The sequence below is a fragment of the Burkholderia sp. Ac-20365 genome (assembly GCF_017104715.1).
Taxonomy (GTDB): Bacteria; Pseudomonadota; Gammaproteobacteria; order Burkholderiales; family Burkholderiaceae; genus Paraburkholderia.
On sequence record NZ_JAAGPI010000003.1, the window covers coordinates 208,181 to 225,688 of the forward strand.

The 17,508-nt window shown below is 60.2% G+C and carries 17 protein-coding genes; 14 read left to right on the forward strand and 3 right to left on the reverse strand.

Features of this window, described 5'->3' with window-relative positions:
- Positions 1-37 precede the first annotated feature (37 nt).
- The 3 genes from G3O01_RS07415 to G3O01_RS07425 form a co-directional block, all read right to left on the reverse strand.
- On the reverse strand, positions 38-712 hold the full coding sequence (locus G3O01_RS07415; protein WP_241023752.1) for an RraA family protein: 675 nt from the start codon (positions 710-712) through the stop codon (positions 38-40).
- Positions 712-2,064, reverse strand: a complete 1,353-nt coding sequence (locus G3O01_RS07420) for an MFS transporter (protein WP_205803884.1) — start codon at positions 2,062-2,064, stop codon at positions 712-714. Before G3O01_RS07420 ends, G3O01_RS07415 begins: the two co-directional genes overlap by 1 nt.
- A 133-nt stretch (positions 2,065-2,197) precedes the next feature.
- Positions 2,198-3,007, reverse strand: a complete 810-nt coding sequence (locus tag G3O01_RS07425; protein WP_241023753.1) for an arginine deiminase-related protein — start codon at positions 3,005-3,007, stop codon at positions 2,198-2,200.
- A gap of 552 nt (positions 3,008-3,559) precedes the next feature.
- Between G3O01_RS07425 and G3O01_RS07430 the strand changes: the two genes are divergently transcribed.
- From G3O01_RS07430 to G3O01_RS07495, 14 genes are all read left to right on the forward strand, one after another.
- Positions 3,560-4,603 (forward strand): NAD(P)-dependent alcohol dehydrogenase, encoded by a 1,044-nt coding sequence (locus tag G3O01_RS07430; protein ID WP_205803886.1) that lies wholly within the window; start codon positions 3,560-3,562, stop codon positions 4,601-4,603.
- Positions 4,604-4,628: 25 nt separating this feature from the next.
- Positions 4,629-4,958, forward strand: a complete 330-nt coding sequence (locus tag G3O01_RS07435; RefSeq protein WP_241023755.1) for a hypothetical protein — start codon at positions 4,629-4,631, stop codon at positions 4,956-4,958.
- Entirely contained in the window at positions 4,955-5,986 is a 1,032-nt protein-coding gene (locus G3O01_RS07440) for a GTP-binding protein (protein ID WP_205803887.1), read from the forward strand. Before G3O01_RS07435 ends, G3O01_RS07440 begins: the two co-directional genes overlap by 4 nt.
- Positions 5,983-7,083, forward strand: coding sequence for a PD40 domain-containing protein (locus G3O01_RS07445; RefSeq protein ID WP_205803888.1), 1,101 nt, complete (start codon positions 5,983-5,985; stop codon positions 7,081-7,083). Before G3O01_RS07440 ends, G3O01_RS07445 begins: the two co-directional genes overlap by 4 nt.
- 44 nt (positions 7,084-7,127) lie before the next feature.
- Positions 7,128-7,331 carry a hypothetical protein gene (locus G3O01_RS07450; RefSeq protein ID WP_205803889.1) on the forward strand — a complete coding sequence of 68 codons (204 nt, stop codon included), beginning with the start codon at positions 7,128-7,130 and terminating at the stop codon, positions 7,329-7,331.
- A 470-nt stretch (positions 7,332-7,801) separates the two neighbouring features.
- Entirely contained in the window at positions 7,802-9,472 is a 1,671-nt protein-coding gene (locus tag G3O01_RS07455; protein ID WP_205803890.1) for an aromatic/alkene/methane monooxygenase hydroxylase/oxygenase subunit alpha, read from the forward strand.
- Between the two features lie 87 nt (positions 9,473-9,559).
- Positions 9,560-10,612: an FAD-binding oxidoreductase gene (locus G3O01_RS07460; protein WP_205804089.1), complete on the forward strand. Its 1,053-nt coding sequence runs from the start codon at positions 9,560-9,562 to the stop codon at positions 10,610-10,612.
- 60 nt (positions 10,613-10,672) lie between these two features.
- Positions 10,673-11,755: an aromatic/alkene monooxygenase hydroxylase subunit beta gene (locus tag G3O01_RS07465; RefSeq protein ID WP_205803891.1), complete on the forward strand. Its 1,083-nt coding sequence runs from the start codon at positions 10,673-10,675 to the stop codon at positions 11,753-11,755.
- A 46-nt stretch (positions 11,756-11,801) separates the two neighbouring features.
- Complete coding sequence (locus tag G3O01_RS07470) at positions 11,802-12,155, forward strand: MmoB/DmpM family protein (protein WP_205803892.1); 354 nt, start codon at positions 11,802-11,804, stop codon at positions 12,153-12,155.
- An 81-nt stretch (positions 12,156-12,236) separates the two neighbouring features.
- Positions 12,237-13,262, forward strand: coding sequence for an amidohydrolase family protein (locus G3O01_RS07475; protein ID WP_205803893.1), 1,026 nt, complete (start codon positions 12,237-12,239; stop codon positions 13,260-13,262).
- On the forward strand, positions 13,259-14,140 hold the full coding sequence (locus G3O01_RS07480; protein ID WP_205803894.1) for an iron-sulfur cluster assembly protein: 882 nt from the start codon (positions 13,259-13,261) through the stop codon (positions 14,138-14,140). Before G3O01_RS07475 ends, G3O01_RS07480 begins: the two co-directional genes overlap by 4 nt.
- Before the next feature lie 42 nt (positions 14,141-14,182).
- A complete protein-coding gene (locus G3O01_RS07485; RefSeq protein WP_205803895.1) occupies positions 14,183-15,820 on the forward strand; it encodes a molecular chaperone GroEL in 1,638 nt (545 codons plus the stop codon).
- Between the two features lie 98 nt (positions 15,821-15,918).
- On the forward strand, positions 15,919-16,107 hold the full coding sequence (locus tag G3O01_RS07490; RefSeq protein ID WP_205803896.1) for a hypothetical protein: 189 nt from the start codon (positions 15,919-15,921) through the stop codon (positions 16,105-16,107).
- A 62-nt stretch (positions 16,108-16,169) separates the two neighbouring features.
- Positions 16,170-17,495, forward strand: a complete 1,326-nt coding sequence (locus tag G3O01_RS07495; protein WP_205803897.1) for an Nramp family divalent metal transporter — start codon at positions 16,170-16,172, stop codon at positions 17,493-17,495.
- The last annotated feature ends 13 nt before the right edge of the window (positions 17,496-17,508 follow it).

The following is a 17,508-nucleotide window of genomic DNA, read 5'->3' on the forward strand; positions in this document are numbered from 1 at the left end:
TTTTGCGTGGAAGGCGGGTGCCGTCAATTTCATTGTTCTAATGCTCTTCATTAGCGTGGCGAATGCTTGGTGATGAATAGCCCTGCAACACGGTTGCAATGGGTTCACCGGCGTTCAGGCGCGCGAGCAATTCGGGCTCGGCACGATCGGAGGCGAGCGCGGTTTCAATCACGTCGGCGAGCGTGGTTGCATCGGCAAATAGCAGGCCGTTGTCGTCGCCCAGCACGAGCATGCCCGGGTCGACGTTCACGCCACCGCATTGAACCGTTGCGCCGAAGTGGCTCGCGCCCGTATCGCGGCGCTTCGTCGTCAACGCACTGGTGCCGCGTGCGAACACCGGCAAGCCGATTTGCCGCAGTTCGAGAATGTCCGTCGCCACGCCGTCGACGACCACGCCCGCCGCGCCCGCACTCAGCGCGGCCGTGGCGGTGACGGCGCCCACAGGCGCATGACTGTGGTTGCCCTTCATGTCGATCACGAGGACATCGCCCGGCGCGAGTTGCGCCAGTGCGCGATTGACGGGCAGTGCATCGGGACTGCCGAGTTCGAGCGTGACCGCGCGGCCGATCATCCGCTCGTTGGGCACGAGGGCGCGCATGCCGTAATGAGCAAAGCCTGCTTCGAGGAAATGGCCGAGTGTCGGAAAGCTGACCTGGCGAAGTTGGTCGAGAAGCGTACTGGAGACACGTTCGATGACAGGTGCTCGTTGCATCACGTACGCTCCGTAGCACGCGCGCGCTGCCGAAGATTGCCCGCGAGATCGGTCCTGAGCGTTTCCGTCAGCAGCACCAATGCAATTGCAGAGACGAGCGCCGAGCCGATCATGTACCACGCGATCGACGAACCGTGGCCGGTTGCGGACAGCAGAGCGGTGGTCACAATCGGCGTCGCCGCGCTGCCAAGCAGACCGGACAGCATGTAGCTGACAGAGAGGCCCGAGTAGCGGACCTCGGTGCCGAAGAGTTCGGCGAGAAACGTCGCAATCGGCCCGTAGTTCGCGGCGAAGGCAGTCATCATGAGGACGTAGCCGAGCAGCGCGAACGAAAACTCGCGCGTGTCGAGTAGCCAGAACAGCGGAAACGCGAACAGCGCCTCGGCAACGATGCCGCCGATGATGACAGGCTTGCGGCCAATCCGGTCGGACAGTGTGCCGAACAACGGCAGCATCACGATGCACAGCGCGCAGGCGATCAGCGCGATGGATAGCATCGCGTTGCGGCTGAAGCCGAGCGTTTGCGTGCCGTACGTGAGACCGAAAGCGACGATCAGGTTAAACGACGTGCCCGTCGACATCGTGGCGACGCCGCCCAGCACGACCTGCTTCCAGTGTTTGGTCAGCACATCGGCGATGGGCAGTTTCACCTGGGCCGCAGCGTCCTTGACCTTGCGGAACGTCGGCGTTTCGGAGGTGTTCAGGCGGATATACAGACCGACGCCTACCAGCAATGCGCTGGCGAGAAACGGAACGCGCCATCCCCACGACAGCAAAGACTCGGCGGAAAGCGCGGTGCTGGTGAAGAGAAAAGCGAGGTTGGCGATCAGCGTGCCCGCGGGCACGCCGATCTGCACCCACGAGCCGTACAGACCGCGTTTTCCAGCTGGCGCGTGTTCGACGGCCATCAGCACGGCACCGCCCCATTCGCCGCCCAGCGCAAGCCCCTGGATAATGCGCAGCGTCAGTAACAGCACAGGCGCCCAGATACCGATCGCAGCATAGTTGGGCAGCAGGCCGATGCAGAACGTCGCGCAGCCCATCAACACAAGCGACACCAGCAGCATCGATTTGCGGCCGAGCCGGTCGCCGAAATGGCCGAACAGCGCGGCGCCGACGATGCGCGCGAGGTATGCGGACGCGAACGTGCCAAACGCGAGCAGCGTGCCGATGAGCGGAACGAAGCCCGGAAAGAACACCTTGTTGAACACGAGCGCGGAAGCCGTCGCGAACACAAACAGGTCATACCATTCGACCGTCGTGCCGATCACGCTGGCAACGGCGATCTTCTTCATTTCGTTGGGGGCTGCATCGTCTGCGACGGACGATGCAGCGGGACGGACCGTACTCATGGTCTTCTCCGGAAAGTGTGGCATTGACGGGGGATGCCGCGTGGGGAGCGCGGCGTTCCCCGTCTTTATCCGGAGCCAAAAACAATAAGTAAAAGTCTGATTCCTAATCCAGTGTATTAATGGCGTTGATGATTCAGTTGCGACGCGCGAGGTGAATACCGGCGAGCATGCAGCGCACTGAGCCGCCCGCCAGTTCGATAGTCGGCACATCGAGTGGTAACAGCTGCGCCGACCGCTCGATCAGCCTGCGCTGCCGCTGTGTGAGGCAATCGAGCGCGCGCCGGGAGAGCGCAAGCATCCGTCCGTCGCGGCCCGTCAACTCCAGCGCGTTGCCAGCGAAGTTTCCAATCTGCGCGTTGTCGAGGGCAATTACCGTGCGTCCCGTTTCCGTGAGACGTCGAAGAACCTGTTCGCGTCGGCCCGCGTCGCTGATCAGGTCGAAGCCAACCAGCGCGAAATCTGTCGCGATGCTCATCATCACATTCGTGTGATACACGGGATGCCCGTTGGCATCGGCGGTATCGAAACACATGGGCTCGAAGTTGAAATGCGTGCAGAAGCGTTCGAGTGCGATGGGATCGGCGCGCCGCGAACGCGCCGTGTAGGCGATGCGCGCTACGTGATCGAGCACCATCGAGCCCGTACCTTCCAGGAAGATGCCGTCGTGCTCGAGGCCCGAATAATCCACGACATCCTGCACCCGATACTCGGTCTTGAGCATGTCGATTACATCAGCGCGACGCTCACGCCTGCGGTTGTGGCAGTACATCGGATACAGCGCAACATGGCCGCCCGGATGCGTCGAGAACCAGTTGTTCGGAAAGAGGGAGTCGGGCGTGTCATTGTCGCCATGGTCATCGAATAGATGCACGCGGACGCCCGCGTCGGACAGGCGTTGTGCCGCAGTCGTCACTTCGTTGCGTGCGGCGTCCGCCAGTGACATTTGTTGTTTTGTGCGCAGCCCTGTCGGGCTGCGGATCATTCGTGATACAGCAGGCTCGCCGCGCATCTTCGCGTCACGCGGTGGAAGCGCAGGCGCTGCACTTTCGTCGCCCCACCAGGAACATGGGAGGATCTTGTCCACACACAAACAAAAACAAACAAACCCACAACTTGTGTCGAGGCCAGATTCAAATGTCGGCCCGATAGAAATGTCCGGGTTTAAGTGGTTAGGTTTTGCTTCTCATGGGTTAAAGATCACGCAATGTCGAAGTTTGGTTTGCTTTTGTGAGAAACCGTCATTCTCGATGCGTCCCATTTCCGTACAGCCCGTCGATCCTCACCCTCTTTGAGCGTCCGATTTTGCGACAGTTGGCCTGCAGGCGCGGCCGTTCGCCGCTGCAGATGACACCTCCGCCCGGCCGCGGACAACGGCTTAATAGCTACCTTCACTTTTTGGCACAGTCGTTGCGTGATCGGCGCTCACCGCGCGAAATGACGCCAGTCACTCGGCTCATGCATGTCATGGACCGAACATGAAAGGAGGAGACAAAAAGTGAAAGCCGCTGTGCTACATCAGTACGACGAGTCACTGAGCCGCGAAGAATTCGTGCGCTACGAAGATGTCGACGATCCAAAGATTGTCCGCCCAACCGATGTCATCGTCCGGATTGGCGGTGCGGGCGTGTGCCGAACCGACCTGCACGTCGTGGAAGGTATCTGGCGCAGCAAGGTGGATGTGCCGTTGCCCTATATCATGGGCCACGAAAACGCCGGCTGGGTCGAAGAGGTAGGGCGCGGTGTGGAGAGCGTGAAAGTGGGCGACCCGGTCATCTGCCATCCACTGGTGACGAGCGGACATTGCCTTGCCTGCCGCCGCGGCGACGATATGCACGCCACGGACAGCCGGTTTCCCGGTATCAACGCCAACGGTGGCTATGCCCAGTATCTGCTGACGGGTGAACGCTCGCTGATCCGGCTGCCGAAATCGCTCGCGCCAAAGGACGTTGCGCCTTACACCGACGCAGGTTTGACGGCGTACCGCGCCGCAAAAAAAGCGTCGCGCCATTTGCTCCCTGGTCAATTTGCCGTCGTGATCGGCGCTGGTGGCCTGGGGCACATCGGTATCCAGGTCTTAAAGGCACTTTGCGCGGCTGAAATCATCGTGGTTGACCGATCCGATCTTGCACTGCAATTGGCTAAGGATTGCGGCGCGCATCATACGGTCAAGGGGGATGGCAGCGAAGTCGAGTCCGTGCTTGAACTGACGGGTGGCAATGGCGCGGAAGCCGTCATCGATTTTGTCGGCGAAGGTGACGCAATCGCAAACGGCCTCGCGATGACGCGCAACGCGGGGTTTTACTACATCGTCGGCTATGGCGGAAAGATCGAACTGCCGACCATCGACATGATCACCAGCGAAAAGACCATCGTCGGGAATCTGGTCGGCACCTACCCTGAGCTCGTCGAACTGATGGCGCTTGCCGAGCGCGGCCTCGTGCATCTGTCGACGCGGGAATACCGTCTGAGCGAGGCAAATCAGGCGCTCAAGGATCTGCATCACGGCAAGGTCAAAGGCCGGGCGGTGCTGATTCCATAAATACTGTCGATCAGGTGACCCTGGCATGGAGGCAGCTTTGACTCCGGAGCGCAACGCGGCATCGCTTTTCGAGCGCATGCATCTGGTTATCGCACTCACCGACGTCAACTCCCGCCATTTGAGCGGAGAAAGCAGACGTGCGGGCGCGGAGATCGAACTGGCGTGCGCACTGGCCAGTGAAGCACGCGACGGTGTCTCTCCAGAACGAGCGGCGCTTATCGAGCAATTGCGCGAGCGTCTCAGCGAGGCCGACAGCGCGCTAAGGGCGATCGAATCCGATCGGGATCGACTTGCAAACGAACTGGCCCGTCTGGACAGTCAAACGCCGTCAGACACACGAGAGGCCCGGCAATGAAGCGGATCCCGGTTACCGTCATCACGGGCTTTCTCGGTGCTGGAAAAACCACACTGCTCAATCGCATCTTGCGCGAGCAGCACGGTCGGCGCTATGCGGTGATCGTCAACGAATTCGGCGACATCGGCATCGACGGGGGGCTTGTCGTCGGCACGGAAGACGAGGTCATCGAACTGAACAACGGCTGCGTCTGCTGCAAGGTTCGCGGCGATCTGATTCGCGTGGTGTCGGGTCTGGTCAGGCGGAACGGCTTTGACGGGATTCTGATTGAGACTTCCGGGCTGGCCGACCCCGCACCGGTGGTACAGACCTTCTTTATCGACGACGAGATCCGGCAGCGCACGCGGCTGGACAGCGTCATTTGCGTGGCCGATGGCGCACATCTGCAGGCGCGCCTCGCGGATAGCCGTGAGGCCGCGGAGCAACTCGCACAGGCCGATTTCGTGCTGGTCAACAAGATCGATCTCATCGATGCGCCGGGTCTCGCTCTGGTTCAGGATGCCGTACGTCGCATCAACCCGGCTGCCGAATGGCTGACCAGCGTGCGTTGCGAGATACCGCTGGCCGCGCTGCTCGATCGCGGCGCGTTCGATCTGGCGCGCGTACCTTTTCGCACTTCGCCGGATGAGACCCGCGATGCGCCACGGGGCGAGCGGACTTATCGCTACGTGCCGCATCGCGTTGGCGTCGGTGTCGGTGCCGCGATCGAACAAGGGCGCCATACGCACGGTATCGATAGCGTATCGCTGCGCGTAGAGCGGCCGCTCGACAGAACGCGCTTTCTCGCCTGGCTCCAGCAACTGGTGGTCGAGCAGGGCCAGGATCTGCTGCGCGCAAAAGGTATCGTCGATCTCGCGGGATCGCAGCGGCGCTTCGTGTTTCAAGGCGTGCACATGACGATGGATGCCGATTTCGACCGGCCCTGGCGAGACGGCGAGCACCGTGACAGCCGCCTGGTGTTTATCGGTCGGAACCTTGACCGGAGCGAGTTGCGGGAGAGCATCGCGCACTGCGAGATCGACGCATGAACGCGCCGCATGTTCTGATCGACCTGCTTGGGGCGTGTTGGGTAACCGACACGTGCGTCGTGGACGCCGTTTGGGACAGGTCGGGGAAATGCGCTGGCTTCGCATTAGGCGACGGCACGCTCGCGCTCGCGACGGGTGTCTGGGAGGGTGGCCCTCGACTCAATCCGCGCGAGAGCGGCGGCGTCGAATTCGTGCAGGCGCAAGCGCCGCCGGCGCCACTCGCGCGCTTCAGCGTGCATGAGGGCACATGCTTGGCTCTTGCCGCTGACGCCGCGGGTGGATTCCTCAGCGGTGGTGATGACGGCCGTCTTGTCCATCTGCGTCTTGACGGCACGAGCGAACTCGTCGCGCACGAGCCGGACGCATGGATCGACCATGTGGCCGCGAGTCCGGTGTGTGGTCGGGCGTATGCGAATGGCCGCAGGGTTCAATGGCTGGGGCCGAAACCTGCGTGTCTGATGTTGCCTGGATCGGTCACTTCGCTTGCCTTCGATCCTGCTGGTACGCGCCTGGCGATATCCCATCAAGGTGGTGTGACGCTTTGGGCGGCCGATACGCTTCGCCAGCGTGAGCTCGCATGGCCGGGTTATCACCGTGCCGTGGCGTGGAGCCCGGACGGCCGCTATCTGGTGAGCGGCATGCAGGAGAACGCGCTGCATGGCTGGCGCTTGTCTGACGGGGCAGACATCGAAATGGGCGGCTATCCAGCGCAGCCGCGCTCGTTATCGTTTTCCGCGGATGGCCGCTTTCTCGCCACCAGCGGCGGCATGCGCGCCGTGTGCTGGCGCTTCGATCCGCCCCGTGCAAATGACGAGCCGCATGAATGCGGTATGGCGGGTAAGGCGCCGGTAAGCCGGGTAGCTTGCCATCCCGTCCATCCTCTGATTGCGGTCGGTTATCAAAGCGGCGCGGTGTTGCTATGTCAGCCTGGCAGTAGTGGCGTCCTGTTCATCAAAGGTTTCGGCGACAGTGCGATAAGCGCGCTGGTGTGGTCGCCGGACGGCCGGCGCCTCGCGCTGGGCACCGAGGCGGGCGAGTTGGCCCTTGTGTTTCTGCCGGACGAATTGTTTCGCTTCGGAAGCCCCGGTAATACATAAAGGACAAAGCACCGCGTTTCTCACACCCATTCAGAGAGAGAGCCATGAATAGCGGACGCACTTCTAAAGAGCAGTTTTTCGAACGCCTTGGCGCGATGGCCGACGAGATGAATGAAGCCTATGGCAAGGACTTCGCCTTGGGTGCGCTCATTCTTACGGCGCGCTTTGTCGCTGAAGGAAGAGATCCAGGTGACGCTGAGAAAAGCGTGATTATCACGGATGAGAACCGCGGCAGAGTTGCCACATAGAAGATGTATCGCTTTGCTCGTTATATTTCAGGTAACAGTAAATAAGGTATGCGAAAGAATATAGATTTATCAGCCAGAATTTTCGATCGCATCTGAACGTCCCAATATCGGACAGCATCGGGAAATAAGGTTGTCGCAGAACAAAACATGACGCACTGCGAGATTTTATTCGCATAAGCCTGGGTCCTCGCCCGGCTTGATATGGAGAAGAAGAAATACGCATGGCACGTTTATCGCTCCATATGAGCAAGCCAATCCGAAAGCGTTGGCGTCAAGAAGTTCAAAAGGAAAAAATCAGGAGACGGCATCATGAAGACCGGTTTTGCAAACCAGTCCTTCGATTCACTCTCCCGACTTTCGCTTGCTAACGAGACGGCCTGTCCGTGCTGTTGACTCTGGTCCTGGCGCTAGCCGGCCCTGCCCGAAGCGTCGCATTGCGGCAGTTTTCGAAATGGAACTAGGAGAGCTCAATGTCTGATGGATTAACGCTGAACAAGATCACGTCCCAGCGCGGGATCAGTATTGGCGAAGCGGCACGCCGCGTCGCCGACCTCGGCTGGACTCCGAGTTACGTTCAGGAAGCGATGACCTTCCCGACGGACTACAAGATCAGCAAGGCACCGCGCGACCCGATGAAACAGGTGCTGCGCTCATATTTCCCGATGCAGGAGGAAAAGGATAATCGCGTCTATGGCGCACTCGACGCGGCATTGCGCGGCGATATGTTCCGCAACGTCGAGCCCCGCTGGGTGGAATGGATGAAGCTGTTCCTCGCAATCATTCCGTTTCCGGAGATTTCGGCAGCGCGCTCGATGGCGATGCTCGGCCGTCTCGCACCCGGTGAAGAACTGCGCACCGGCTTCACGATGCAAATGGTCGACGAGTTCCGGCACTCCACGATCCAGATGAATCTGAAGAAGTGGTACATGGAGAACTATATCGACCCCGCCGGTTTCGATATTACCGAGGCAGCGTTTGGCAAGTGCTACGCCACCACGATTGGCCGTCAGTTCGCCGAGGGGTTCCTCACCGGCGATGCGGTCACCGCTGCTAACGTCTTCCTGCAAGTGGTAGCCGAGACGGCCTTCACGAATACGCTGTTTGTCGCGATGCCATCAGAAGCCGCCCGCAATGGTGACTATGCGTTGCCGACTGTGTTTCTTTCGGTGCAATCGGATGAAAGCCGTCATATCGGCAATGGCCACTCGCTGGTGATGTCGATCATCAACGATCCGGACAATCATCTGCTACTCGAACGCGACCTGCGCTATGCGTTCTGGCAGAACCATGCGATCGTCGACGCAGCTATCGGCACCTTCATCGAGTACGGCACTACCGACCGCGACAAGAACAAGGAATCGTACGCCGAGTTGTGGCACCGGTGGATCTACGAAGATTACTACCGCACCTACATGCTGCCGCTCGAGAAGTACGGCATCAAGATTCATCACGACGACGTCGCTGCCGCGTGGGATCGGATCGTCAAGCAGAACTACGTGCATAAGGTGGCACAGTTCTTCTCTGTCGGCTGGCCTGTCAACTTCTGGCGCATCGAAGCGCAGACCGAAAAAGACTTCGAATGGTTCGAACACAAGTACCCGGGTTGGTACGCCGAATTCGGCGACTACTGGAAGTGGTACGCGAAGAAGAGCGTGCCGGGTGAAACCAACATGCTGTTCGATCAGGAAAACGGTTACGTGTATCCGCACCGTTGCTGGAGCTGTCTCGTGCCCTGTCTGATCCGGGAAGACTTCGTGGTCGACGAGGTTGACGGTCAGCTGTTCACGTATTGCTCCGAACTGTGCCGCTGGACCCATAAGGTCGCGTTCGCGGACGAATATGAAGGCAGACCGACTCCGGCAATGGGGCGCTTCAGCGGGCGGCGTCAATGGGAAGAGTGCTACCACGGCTGGGATCTGGCCGATTGCATCAAGGATCTCGGTTTCGTGCGCAGCGACGGCAAGACGCTCGTGCCGCAACCGCATCTACGCTTCGATGACAGACAGATGTGGACGCTCGACCATGTGCGCGGCAACACGATCCAGAGCCCGCTCGTGTTGCTGCGGGGCATGACGCCGGAAGCGCGCGAAAAACACATCGCCGAGTATCGCGCCGGCTTCAAGATCAATCCGGTGAGTTGAGGAAAGCCTGCGATCCGGCGGCGCGCACGGTGCCGCCGGACGGCTCGGGAGACCAGCATGAGCGACACGCAAGAGACGAGGCGAGAGATGGCGGCCACAAACGATGACAAGATATACCACACTGTTTGCTTCGAGCCGGTTGGAGTGCAGATGTCGGTGGCGGAGGGCGAGACCGTGCTCGATGCCGCGTTTCGTCAGGGCATCGCGGTGATGCATGGCTGCAAGGAGGGACAGTGCAGCAGTTGCAAATCGCTGCTCGTCGAGGGCGACGTTGAGCTGAAGAAGTATTCGACCTTCGCACTGCCCGACTACGAACGCGAGTCCGGCCATATCTTGCTATGCCGCACACTCGCCTATAGCGACCTGACCGTCGAACTGCTGAATTACGACGAAGATCTGATGCGCCGCTCGATTGCGGTAAGCGAATATGATGCAACGCTTACGAAGATCACGGCGCTCACGCACGACATCAGACTGCTGGAAGTGAGGCTTACGAGGCCGTTGCGCTTTTGGGCCGGCCAGTATGTGGATCTGACGATTCCGGGCGCGGACATCACACGCTCGTTCTCGATGGCCAATACGCCTGACGGTCAGTCGGAACTGCAATTCATCATCAAGAAGTATCCCAACGGGGCCTTCTCGTCGCAACTGGATGGCGGCCTGAGGCCAGGCGACAGGCTGGTCGCAAAGGGGCCGTACGGCACGTGTTTCCGGCGCGAAGACCAACCCGGACCGATGGTGCTGGTGGGTGGAGGGTCGGGGATGTCGCCGTTATGGTCGATCCTCAATGATCACCTGCAAAGCGGCGAAGAGCGCCCGATCCGCTTTTTCTACGGTGCACGCAGCCGGCGCGATCTGTTCTATCTCGACGAGTTTGCGGATATGGAGAACAGGCTGCCGGACTTCCGCTTCATTCCTGCGCTCTCGAATGCCGAACCGGACGACGGCTGGACGGGCGAGACTGGCTTCATTCACGAAGTAGTAGGCCGTACCTTGCGCGACGAAGCGCTCACCGGTGATATCGACGCCTACGCATGCGGTCCCACTTCGATGATAGAAGCAGTGATGCCGGTGCTGCAGATGGCGGGTGTCGCACCGGAGCGTCTGTATTTCGACAAGTTCACGCAGGCCATTCGCTGACGGCATCTGACACAGCGCCTGTTCGAAGTGTCTATAACCGAAACACGAAGGAGGACTAACATGAGTACGTTAGCAGAGCAGTCGCCGGTGAAATCGGGTGCGGCTGGAGCGGCCCAGTTTGCTGGTTGGGATAGCCGTAAATACAACTACTTCGAGCCGAAGGGCCGCAAGGCGAGCCACTACGAAGACATGACCGTGGATGTGCAGCCCGACCCGAACCGATATCTGCTGCAAGACTGGATTCTCTCATTCGCTGACGGCACGCCGACGTATTCACAAACTTGGACGGCGGCCAAAAGCTCTGACTGGCACAAGTTCCGCGCTGTCGACGAAGAATGGGAGCGCACGCATTACCAGCGTCAGTCGACCATCGTTGGCATGATCACCGGGGCGATCCAGAATGCGCGCCGCTCGGGTGCGGTGAAGCGCTTCGACAAGACGTGGCTCAAGGTGCTGGAAGCACATCTCGGCGCGTACAAACACGCGGAGTTCGGTCTGGGCACATCCACGATGCATGCGCAACGCTATGGCTTTACCCAGATGATCAATAGCGCGATCCTCACGAACGCGTCGTACAAACTGCGCTTCGCTCAGGACCTGACGCTTTACCTGGGTGAGATTGCATTGGATCTTCCCAATCTCGATCTCGATGCCGGCAAGCAGCACTGGCTGACCGACCCAATCTGGCAGGACACGCGCCGGGCAGTGGAAGCGATCGGCGGGGCCACCGATTTCCTCGAAAAGTACTTTGCCGTGAACGTTGTTTTCGAGCCGCTCGTGGCAGATCTGTTTCGCAGCGGTTTCATCATGCAGGTGGCAGCCGCGCAGAACGATTTTCTGACACCGACGGTCGTGTCTGCGGCGGAAGGCGACTACGAGCGCAATCTGGCCAATTCCGTTGAACTGTTCCATATGCTCGCTAACGACCCGCAGTACGGCGAAACCAATCGCAAGCTGTTCGGCGAATGGTTGGAAAAACACGGTGCACTCGCATCAGCGGCAGCAAAGCAGTTGCAGCCAATCTGGTCGCTTCCGCATGTGAAGACAGCGCAGTTCAACGACTGTCTGAACAGCGCGATAGAACGCGCGGAGATGATAGCGAGAGAAATCGGCGTTCACTTTCCTTCGTCGATACGCGCCTGAGTGCGCTGCACGAATCATTCAGACCAACCGCGCAGAGGAGTACGCCATGTCAGTGCATACCGCCAACATTTTCAAGTCAATGAAGGACGTCCGCTTCGAGCAGACCATCTCCCATCAGTGTGGCGTGACGATGAACGACAGTGTCGAGGCCCGGGCAATTGCCGAGCTGATGTCCGCCAAGCCGGGCATCACGGTGACCTATCTTCCCGCGATGATCCGCATCGACGGGCAGGGCAAGATCGAGTTCAAGATGAGTGAAATCAGCGAAGCGCTCGGCCGCGAGATGACGCCGCATCTCTTCGAGATATCCACCTCGACCCATTACGGAAGAATGGTGATGATCGACGACGAGACGGTCGTACTGTTCGGCAATATGGACGATGCGATGGCTTACGAGTGAGCGAACCCACCACCAGCTATATACGCGGCCGGTTTCGTGCAAGGACGACGGGCCGCTCGCGCAACCAAGGAGACGAATGCCATGTATCGAACCGCGGACGGTGAGGAAATTTTCATCATCGACGGGCACGTGCATCTATGGGACGGCAGCAAGGCCAACCTTAAAAACGTGCACGGCCAGCAATTCATTGACTGCTTCTACGCGTATCACTCGAACCTGAGTCCCAAGGAGTATTTGTGGCCGAAGGAGAAGTTCGATAAATACGGCGAAGAAGCGATGTACAACGACTTGTTCGTCACGGGTTATGACGACATGGCGATCTGTCAGCCAACGTATCTGACGGACTTCTACAAGAACGGTTTCAACACGACTGAATCCAACTATGTGTTGAAGAAGAAATATCCGCACCGCTTTATCGTCAACGGCGCATTCGATCCGCGCGACGGCGAAGCGGGACTCGATCGTCTGGAGGAGCTTGCGTCACTCTACAAGATTCAGGGTGTCAAGCTCTACACGGCGGAATGGCGCGGCGACAGCAAAGGCTACAAGCTGTCGGACCCCGGCGTGCAACGCTATTTTGAACGCTGCGAGAAGCTGGGAATCAAGAATATCCACGTCCATAAGGGACCGACAATTCTTCCGCTCAATCGCGACGCGTTCGATGTTGCCGATGTCGACGAGGCTGCGACCAGCTTTCAGAACCTGAACTTTATCGTCGAGCACTGTGGTTTGCCGCGACTCGACGACTTCTGCTGGATCGCCACCCAGGAGACGAACGTCTATGGTGGTCTTGCCGTGGTGCTGCCGTTCATCCACACGCGGCCTGAGTATTTCGCCCATGTGATCTCGGAACTGTTGTTCTGGATCGGCGAAGACAAGATTCTTTACGGCAGTGATTACGGCATCTGGTCGCCGAAATGGTTGATCGAAAAATTCATGGCCTTCGAATTGCCGGAGTCGGTAAGCAAGGAGACGGGCGTGCAGTTGTCGTTGACGGCCAAGAAGAAAATCCTTGGGCTCAACGCGGCGCGCCTGTACGGGATCGACGTCGACGCGCAAAAGGCGTTGCTGGAGGACGTCCGGCAACCGGCGGCGGTTGGCGCATGAGCACCTCGCACGCTGCGCGGACGCCCACCGTCGTGATGTCGACGGGTGCATCGAGCCGGGTCGATGAGGTCTGGTCCCGGCTCGATACGGTTGCCGACCCTGAGCTCGACGAGTCGGTGACGGAGCTGGGTTTCGTCACCGCAGTGGAGGTCGACGGCGGTTGCGTATCGATCGGATTCCGCTTGCCGACCTACTGGTGTGCCGCCAATTTCGCGTACCTGATGGCCGACGACATGCGGCAGGCGATAGCGAGCCTGCCGTGGGTGACGGACATCACGATCACACTCGACGAGCATATGTACGCCACAGAGATCAATCGCGGCGTTGCTGCTGGACGGTCGTTCCAGCAAACCTTCGGCAGCGAGGCCAATGGTGAGGTGGAAGACGTGCGGCGCGTGTTTCTCGTCAAGGCCTTTCAGCGGCGGCAGGAGGCGCTTCTAAGCTGGCTGCTGGTGCAAGGCAACGCGCCATCGGTGCTGGTGGGCCTGAGCATGGCGCAACTATCGACCCTTGCAGACGAGAGTGCAGACGATGGCAAAACGCGGCGACTCGTAGCGCGATATTGCGAGCGGCGGTTTGTAGTGGGGCACTGTCCGGCCGGGACAGAGCAGGCAGATGAGCCCGCTTTTATCGACGCAGACGGCGGCGCGCTGAATCCAGAGGAACTGGGTGCGTACCTGCGCGCATTGCGAAGAGTGGGTGTCAACGCCGAGTTCAACGGTGCGCTATGCCGCGGTCTTCTGGCTGCGCGTTATGGCGAGAGCTGCGCCCCGGCGCCGGCGGTCGAAATCAAACCGGTGCACTTCGTTCGCACCGGAAATTCGATCCCCGGATGTACGGTCACACCGGCACGAGAGATACCCGCAGAACCAGCTTAAAAAAGAGCAATCGGAACTAACCGGATCAGGAGACACAAGATCATGCCGAACATCATGCTGCATGACGACGACGCGCGCAGGGCGCTAGGTCGAGGCGTCGCGAAACTCGCGAGAGCCGTGCGAGGCACGCTCGGCCCGCGCGGAATGAACGCAATCATCGACCGGCCAATCGGCTCGCCGATCATCTCGCGCGATGGTGTCAGCATTGCCAATGAGATCGAACTCGAAGATCCATTCGAGAATATCGGCGCGCAGGTGGTGCGCGAGGTGTCGAAGCAGACCAACGAAGTCGCCGGTGACGGGACGACCACGGCGACTGTTCTGGCCGACGCACTGGTCCAGGACGGTCTCGCCTGTCTCGCGCAGGGCGCTAACGCTGTCGAACTGGTGCAAGGTCTGGAACTGGCCGCCGATGCGGCAATCGACGCACTCAAGCGCGTCGCGACGCCGCTGCGCAGCGGTGACGAAGTGCGCGCCGTGGCGGTGGTGGCAGCCAACGATGAGTTCACCGGGAAACTCGTGGCCGAGGCATTGGAGCGCGTGGGCGCCGACGGGATTGTCGATGTGGAATACGGCACCACCGTCGAAACGCGACTGGAAGTGGTGGACGGGATGGCTTTCGATCGTGGCTACCTGTCTCATCACATGGTGACGGACATCGAAAGAATGCAGGTCGTACTGGACAACCCGCTCATTCTGATGACCGACCAGCGGTTGCAATCAATGGACGAAGTCGCGGCACTTCAGGCGCTCGCGACCCAGAGCAAACGGCCGTTGCTGATTATCGCTGAAGAGGTCGCGCCCGCCTGCGTGATGACGCTGCTTGCGTGGCGCGACAATGGCGGCATGCCGGTGGCGGCGATTCATCCGCCGGAGTATGGACACTGGCGCAAGGCGATGCTCGAGGACATCGCTATCGTGACAGGCGGCAAGGTCGTTGCGCGCGACCTGGGCGGGAAACTCGAAGCCACCGCGCTGAGCGACCTGGGACGTGCGCGCCAGGTACGCATCTCGTCGAACCAGACCATCATCACGGCGGGCGGTGGCGATCCGGCGGCGGTGACGGCACGCCGTCAACAGGTGGCGCGCCAGTACGAGATGGCGCCGGAAAACGTCGAGCGCGACAAGTTTCAGGTACGCCTCGCAAAACTGTCCGGCGGCACCGCGCTGATACTCGCAGGCGGCGCGACCCCGGTGGAACAGAAGCGACGTCTGCATCTGATCGACGACGCAATTCACGCGGCGCGCGCGGCGATTGCCGAAGGCGTCGTGCCGGGCGGCGGCATGGCCTTGTTGCAGGTCTCGTCCGAACTGGAGGGCGTCGTCGCGCGTACCCAGGGCAGCGTGCAGCAAGGCGCGCGGCTGTTGCAGGGTGCCTTGACGAAGCCGCTCTTTCATATCGCGACGAATTGCGGCCTCGACGGCACGGCTGTCGTAAGCGAAGCCGTGCGCGCAGAACCGGGAATGGGCCTCGACGCACGCCGAGGCGCTTTCGTCAATCTTGCCGAAGCGGGAATCATCGACCCGGTCAAGGTCAGTTATAGCGCGGTTCGCAATGCGGCTTCGGTCGCAGGGCTGATTCTTACCACCCAGACGTTGATTGCCAAAAAGCCGGAGACGACCGATCCGACTGCTGGACCGGCCTTGGGTGCTGGCGCCGAACTGCTCGGGCGGGCATAGACGCGCGAGATCGACATCGCCGGCCTCGTCGACGGGGTCGGCACGGCAAGGCCGCAACCGGCACAGACCGGGCGGCGGCCGGTGGACGGAGACGAACAATGGCTACAGGAAAGGCCGGTGCGACGGTGATGACAGTCATGCATCCTGGCGCGATGCGTCTGGTCAGGCGCACGCTGGGCTGGGGCATCACCCTGTGCGGGATGTTGATTCTGCTGAACGATGTGAGCGCAGCGATCGGCCCATTTTTATACGGTGTTGCCGACGCGATCATCAAGACAACATCGTGATTGCCTGCATTTCCGCTTGATCGGGCCGCATCTGCGAATTGCGGGAAAAGGAGAGAGCACGCATGGATGATCGCGTCCGGCCAACGAGCTTGGCGAATTCGGGGGCAAGCACAGCCCGTACGATGCTCGCGGCGCGAGAAATACTGGAAGGACGCCGTCGCGGTGCCTTGAATCTGATGCCGTTTGCTGGTCCCGCGGTCATCGTCTCCGTTGCCTATATGGACCCGGGCAACTTCGCGACGAATATTCAGGCGGGCGCCAGATACGGCTATGCGTTGCTGTGGGTGGTGTTGCTGGCGAACCTCGTGGCCATGTTGTTTCAGGTAATGTCGGCCAGACTCGGCATTGTCACCGGCAAGAACCTCGCGCAGTTGTGCCGCGAGCAGTTTCCGAAGCCGGTTGTGTTGTTGATGTGGGCGGTGAGCGAGATCGCGGCGATGGCCACCGATCTCGCCGAATTTCTCGGCGCGGCAATTGGGCTTGCGTTGCTATTTCACCTGCCGCTGCTCGCGGGGATGGCGATTACGGCGTTGGTAACGTACGGCCTGCTGCTATTTGAAAGCGCGGGATTCCGGCCGCTTGAACTGGCGATCGGCGCACTGGTGAGCATCATCGGTCTTTCGTATCTCGCCGAGCTGTTCATCGCGCCGGTGGTCTGGCCGGAGGTTCTCTTCCATGTGTTTTCGCCGAGCTTGCCAGACAAGGATGCGTTGACGATCTCAGTCGGGATCGTTGGCGCAACCGTTATGCCTCACACCTTGTTCCTGCATTCAGGGCTCACGCAGGATCGCGTATTCACAAGGACCGCAAACGAGCGCAGAAAGCTGCTGAAGTTCTCGAACATCGAAGTGGTCGTCGCTCTGAGCATCGCCGGCGCCATCAATATGGCCATGGTGATCATGGCTGCCAGCGCGTTTCATCATAGCCATCCCGAGGTCGCGAAAATCGAGGAAGCGTACCGCACGCTGGTGCCGCTACTTGGTGCAGGTGCGGCGGGCATCTTTCTGGTGTCGCTGATCGCATCGGGACTGTCCAGTTCGGTCGTGGGCACAATGGCGGGTCAGATGATCATGCAGGGCTTTGCCGGCTTCCGGATTCAGCTGTGGTTGCGCAGGGCGGTCACGATGGTGCCTGCTTTCGTTGTGGTGGCGCTGGGTGTCGACGCGACGCGCGCGCTTATCCTGAGTCAGGTGGTATTGAGCCTCGCGCTGCCGGTTCCGATGGTAGCCCTGCTGTGGTTCACGCGTTGCGAAGCGGTGATGGGTGTCTACCGGAATCGTCGGTTGACAACGTTCATCGCCACATTGGCCTCGCTGGCGGTTTTATCGTTCAACCTCGTGCTGGTACTGCAGACATTTGGTGTTGATTTTCTCAATTGGCGCGAATGAGAAAGCAGCTTAC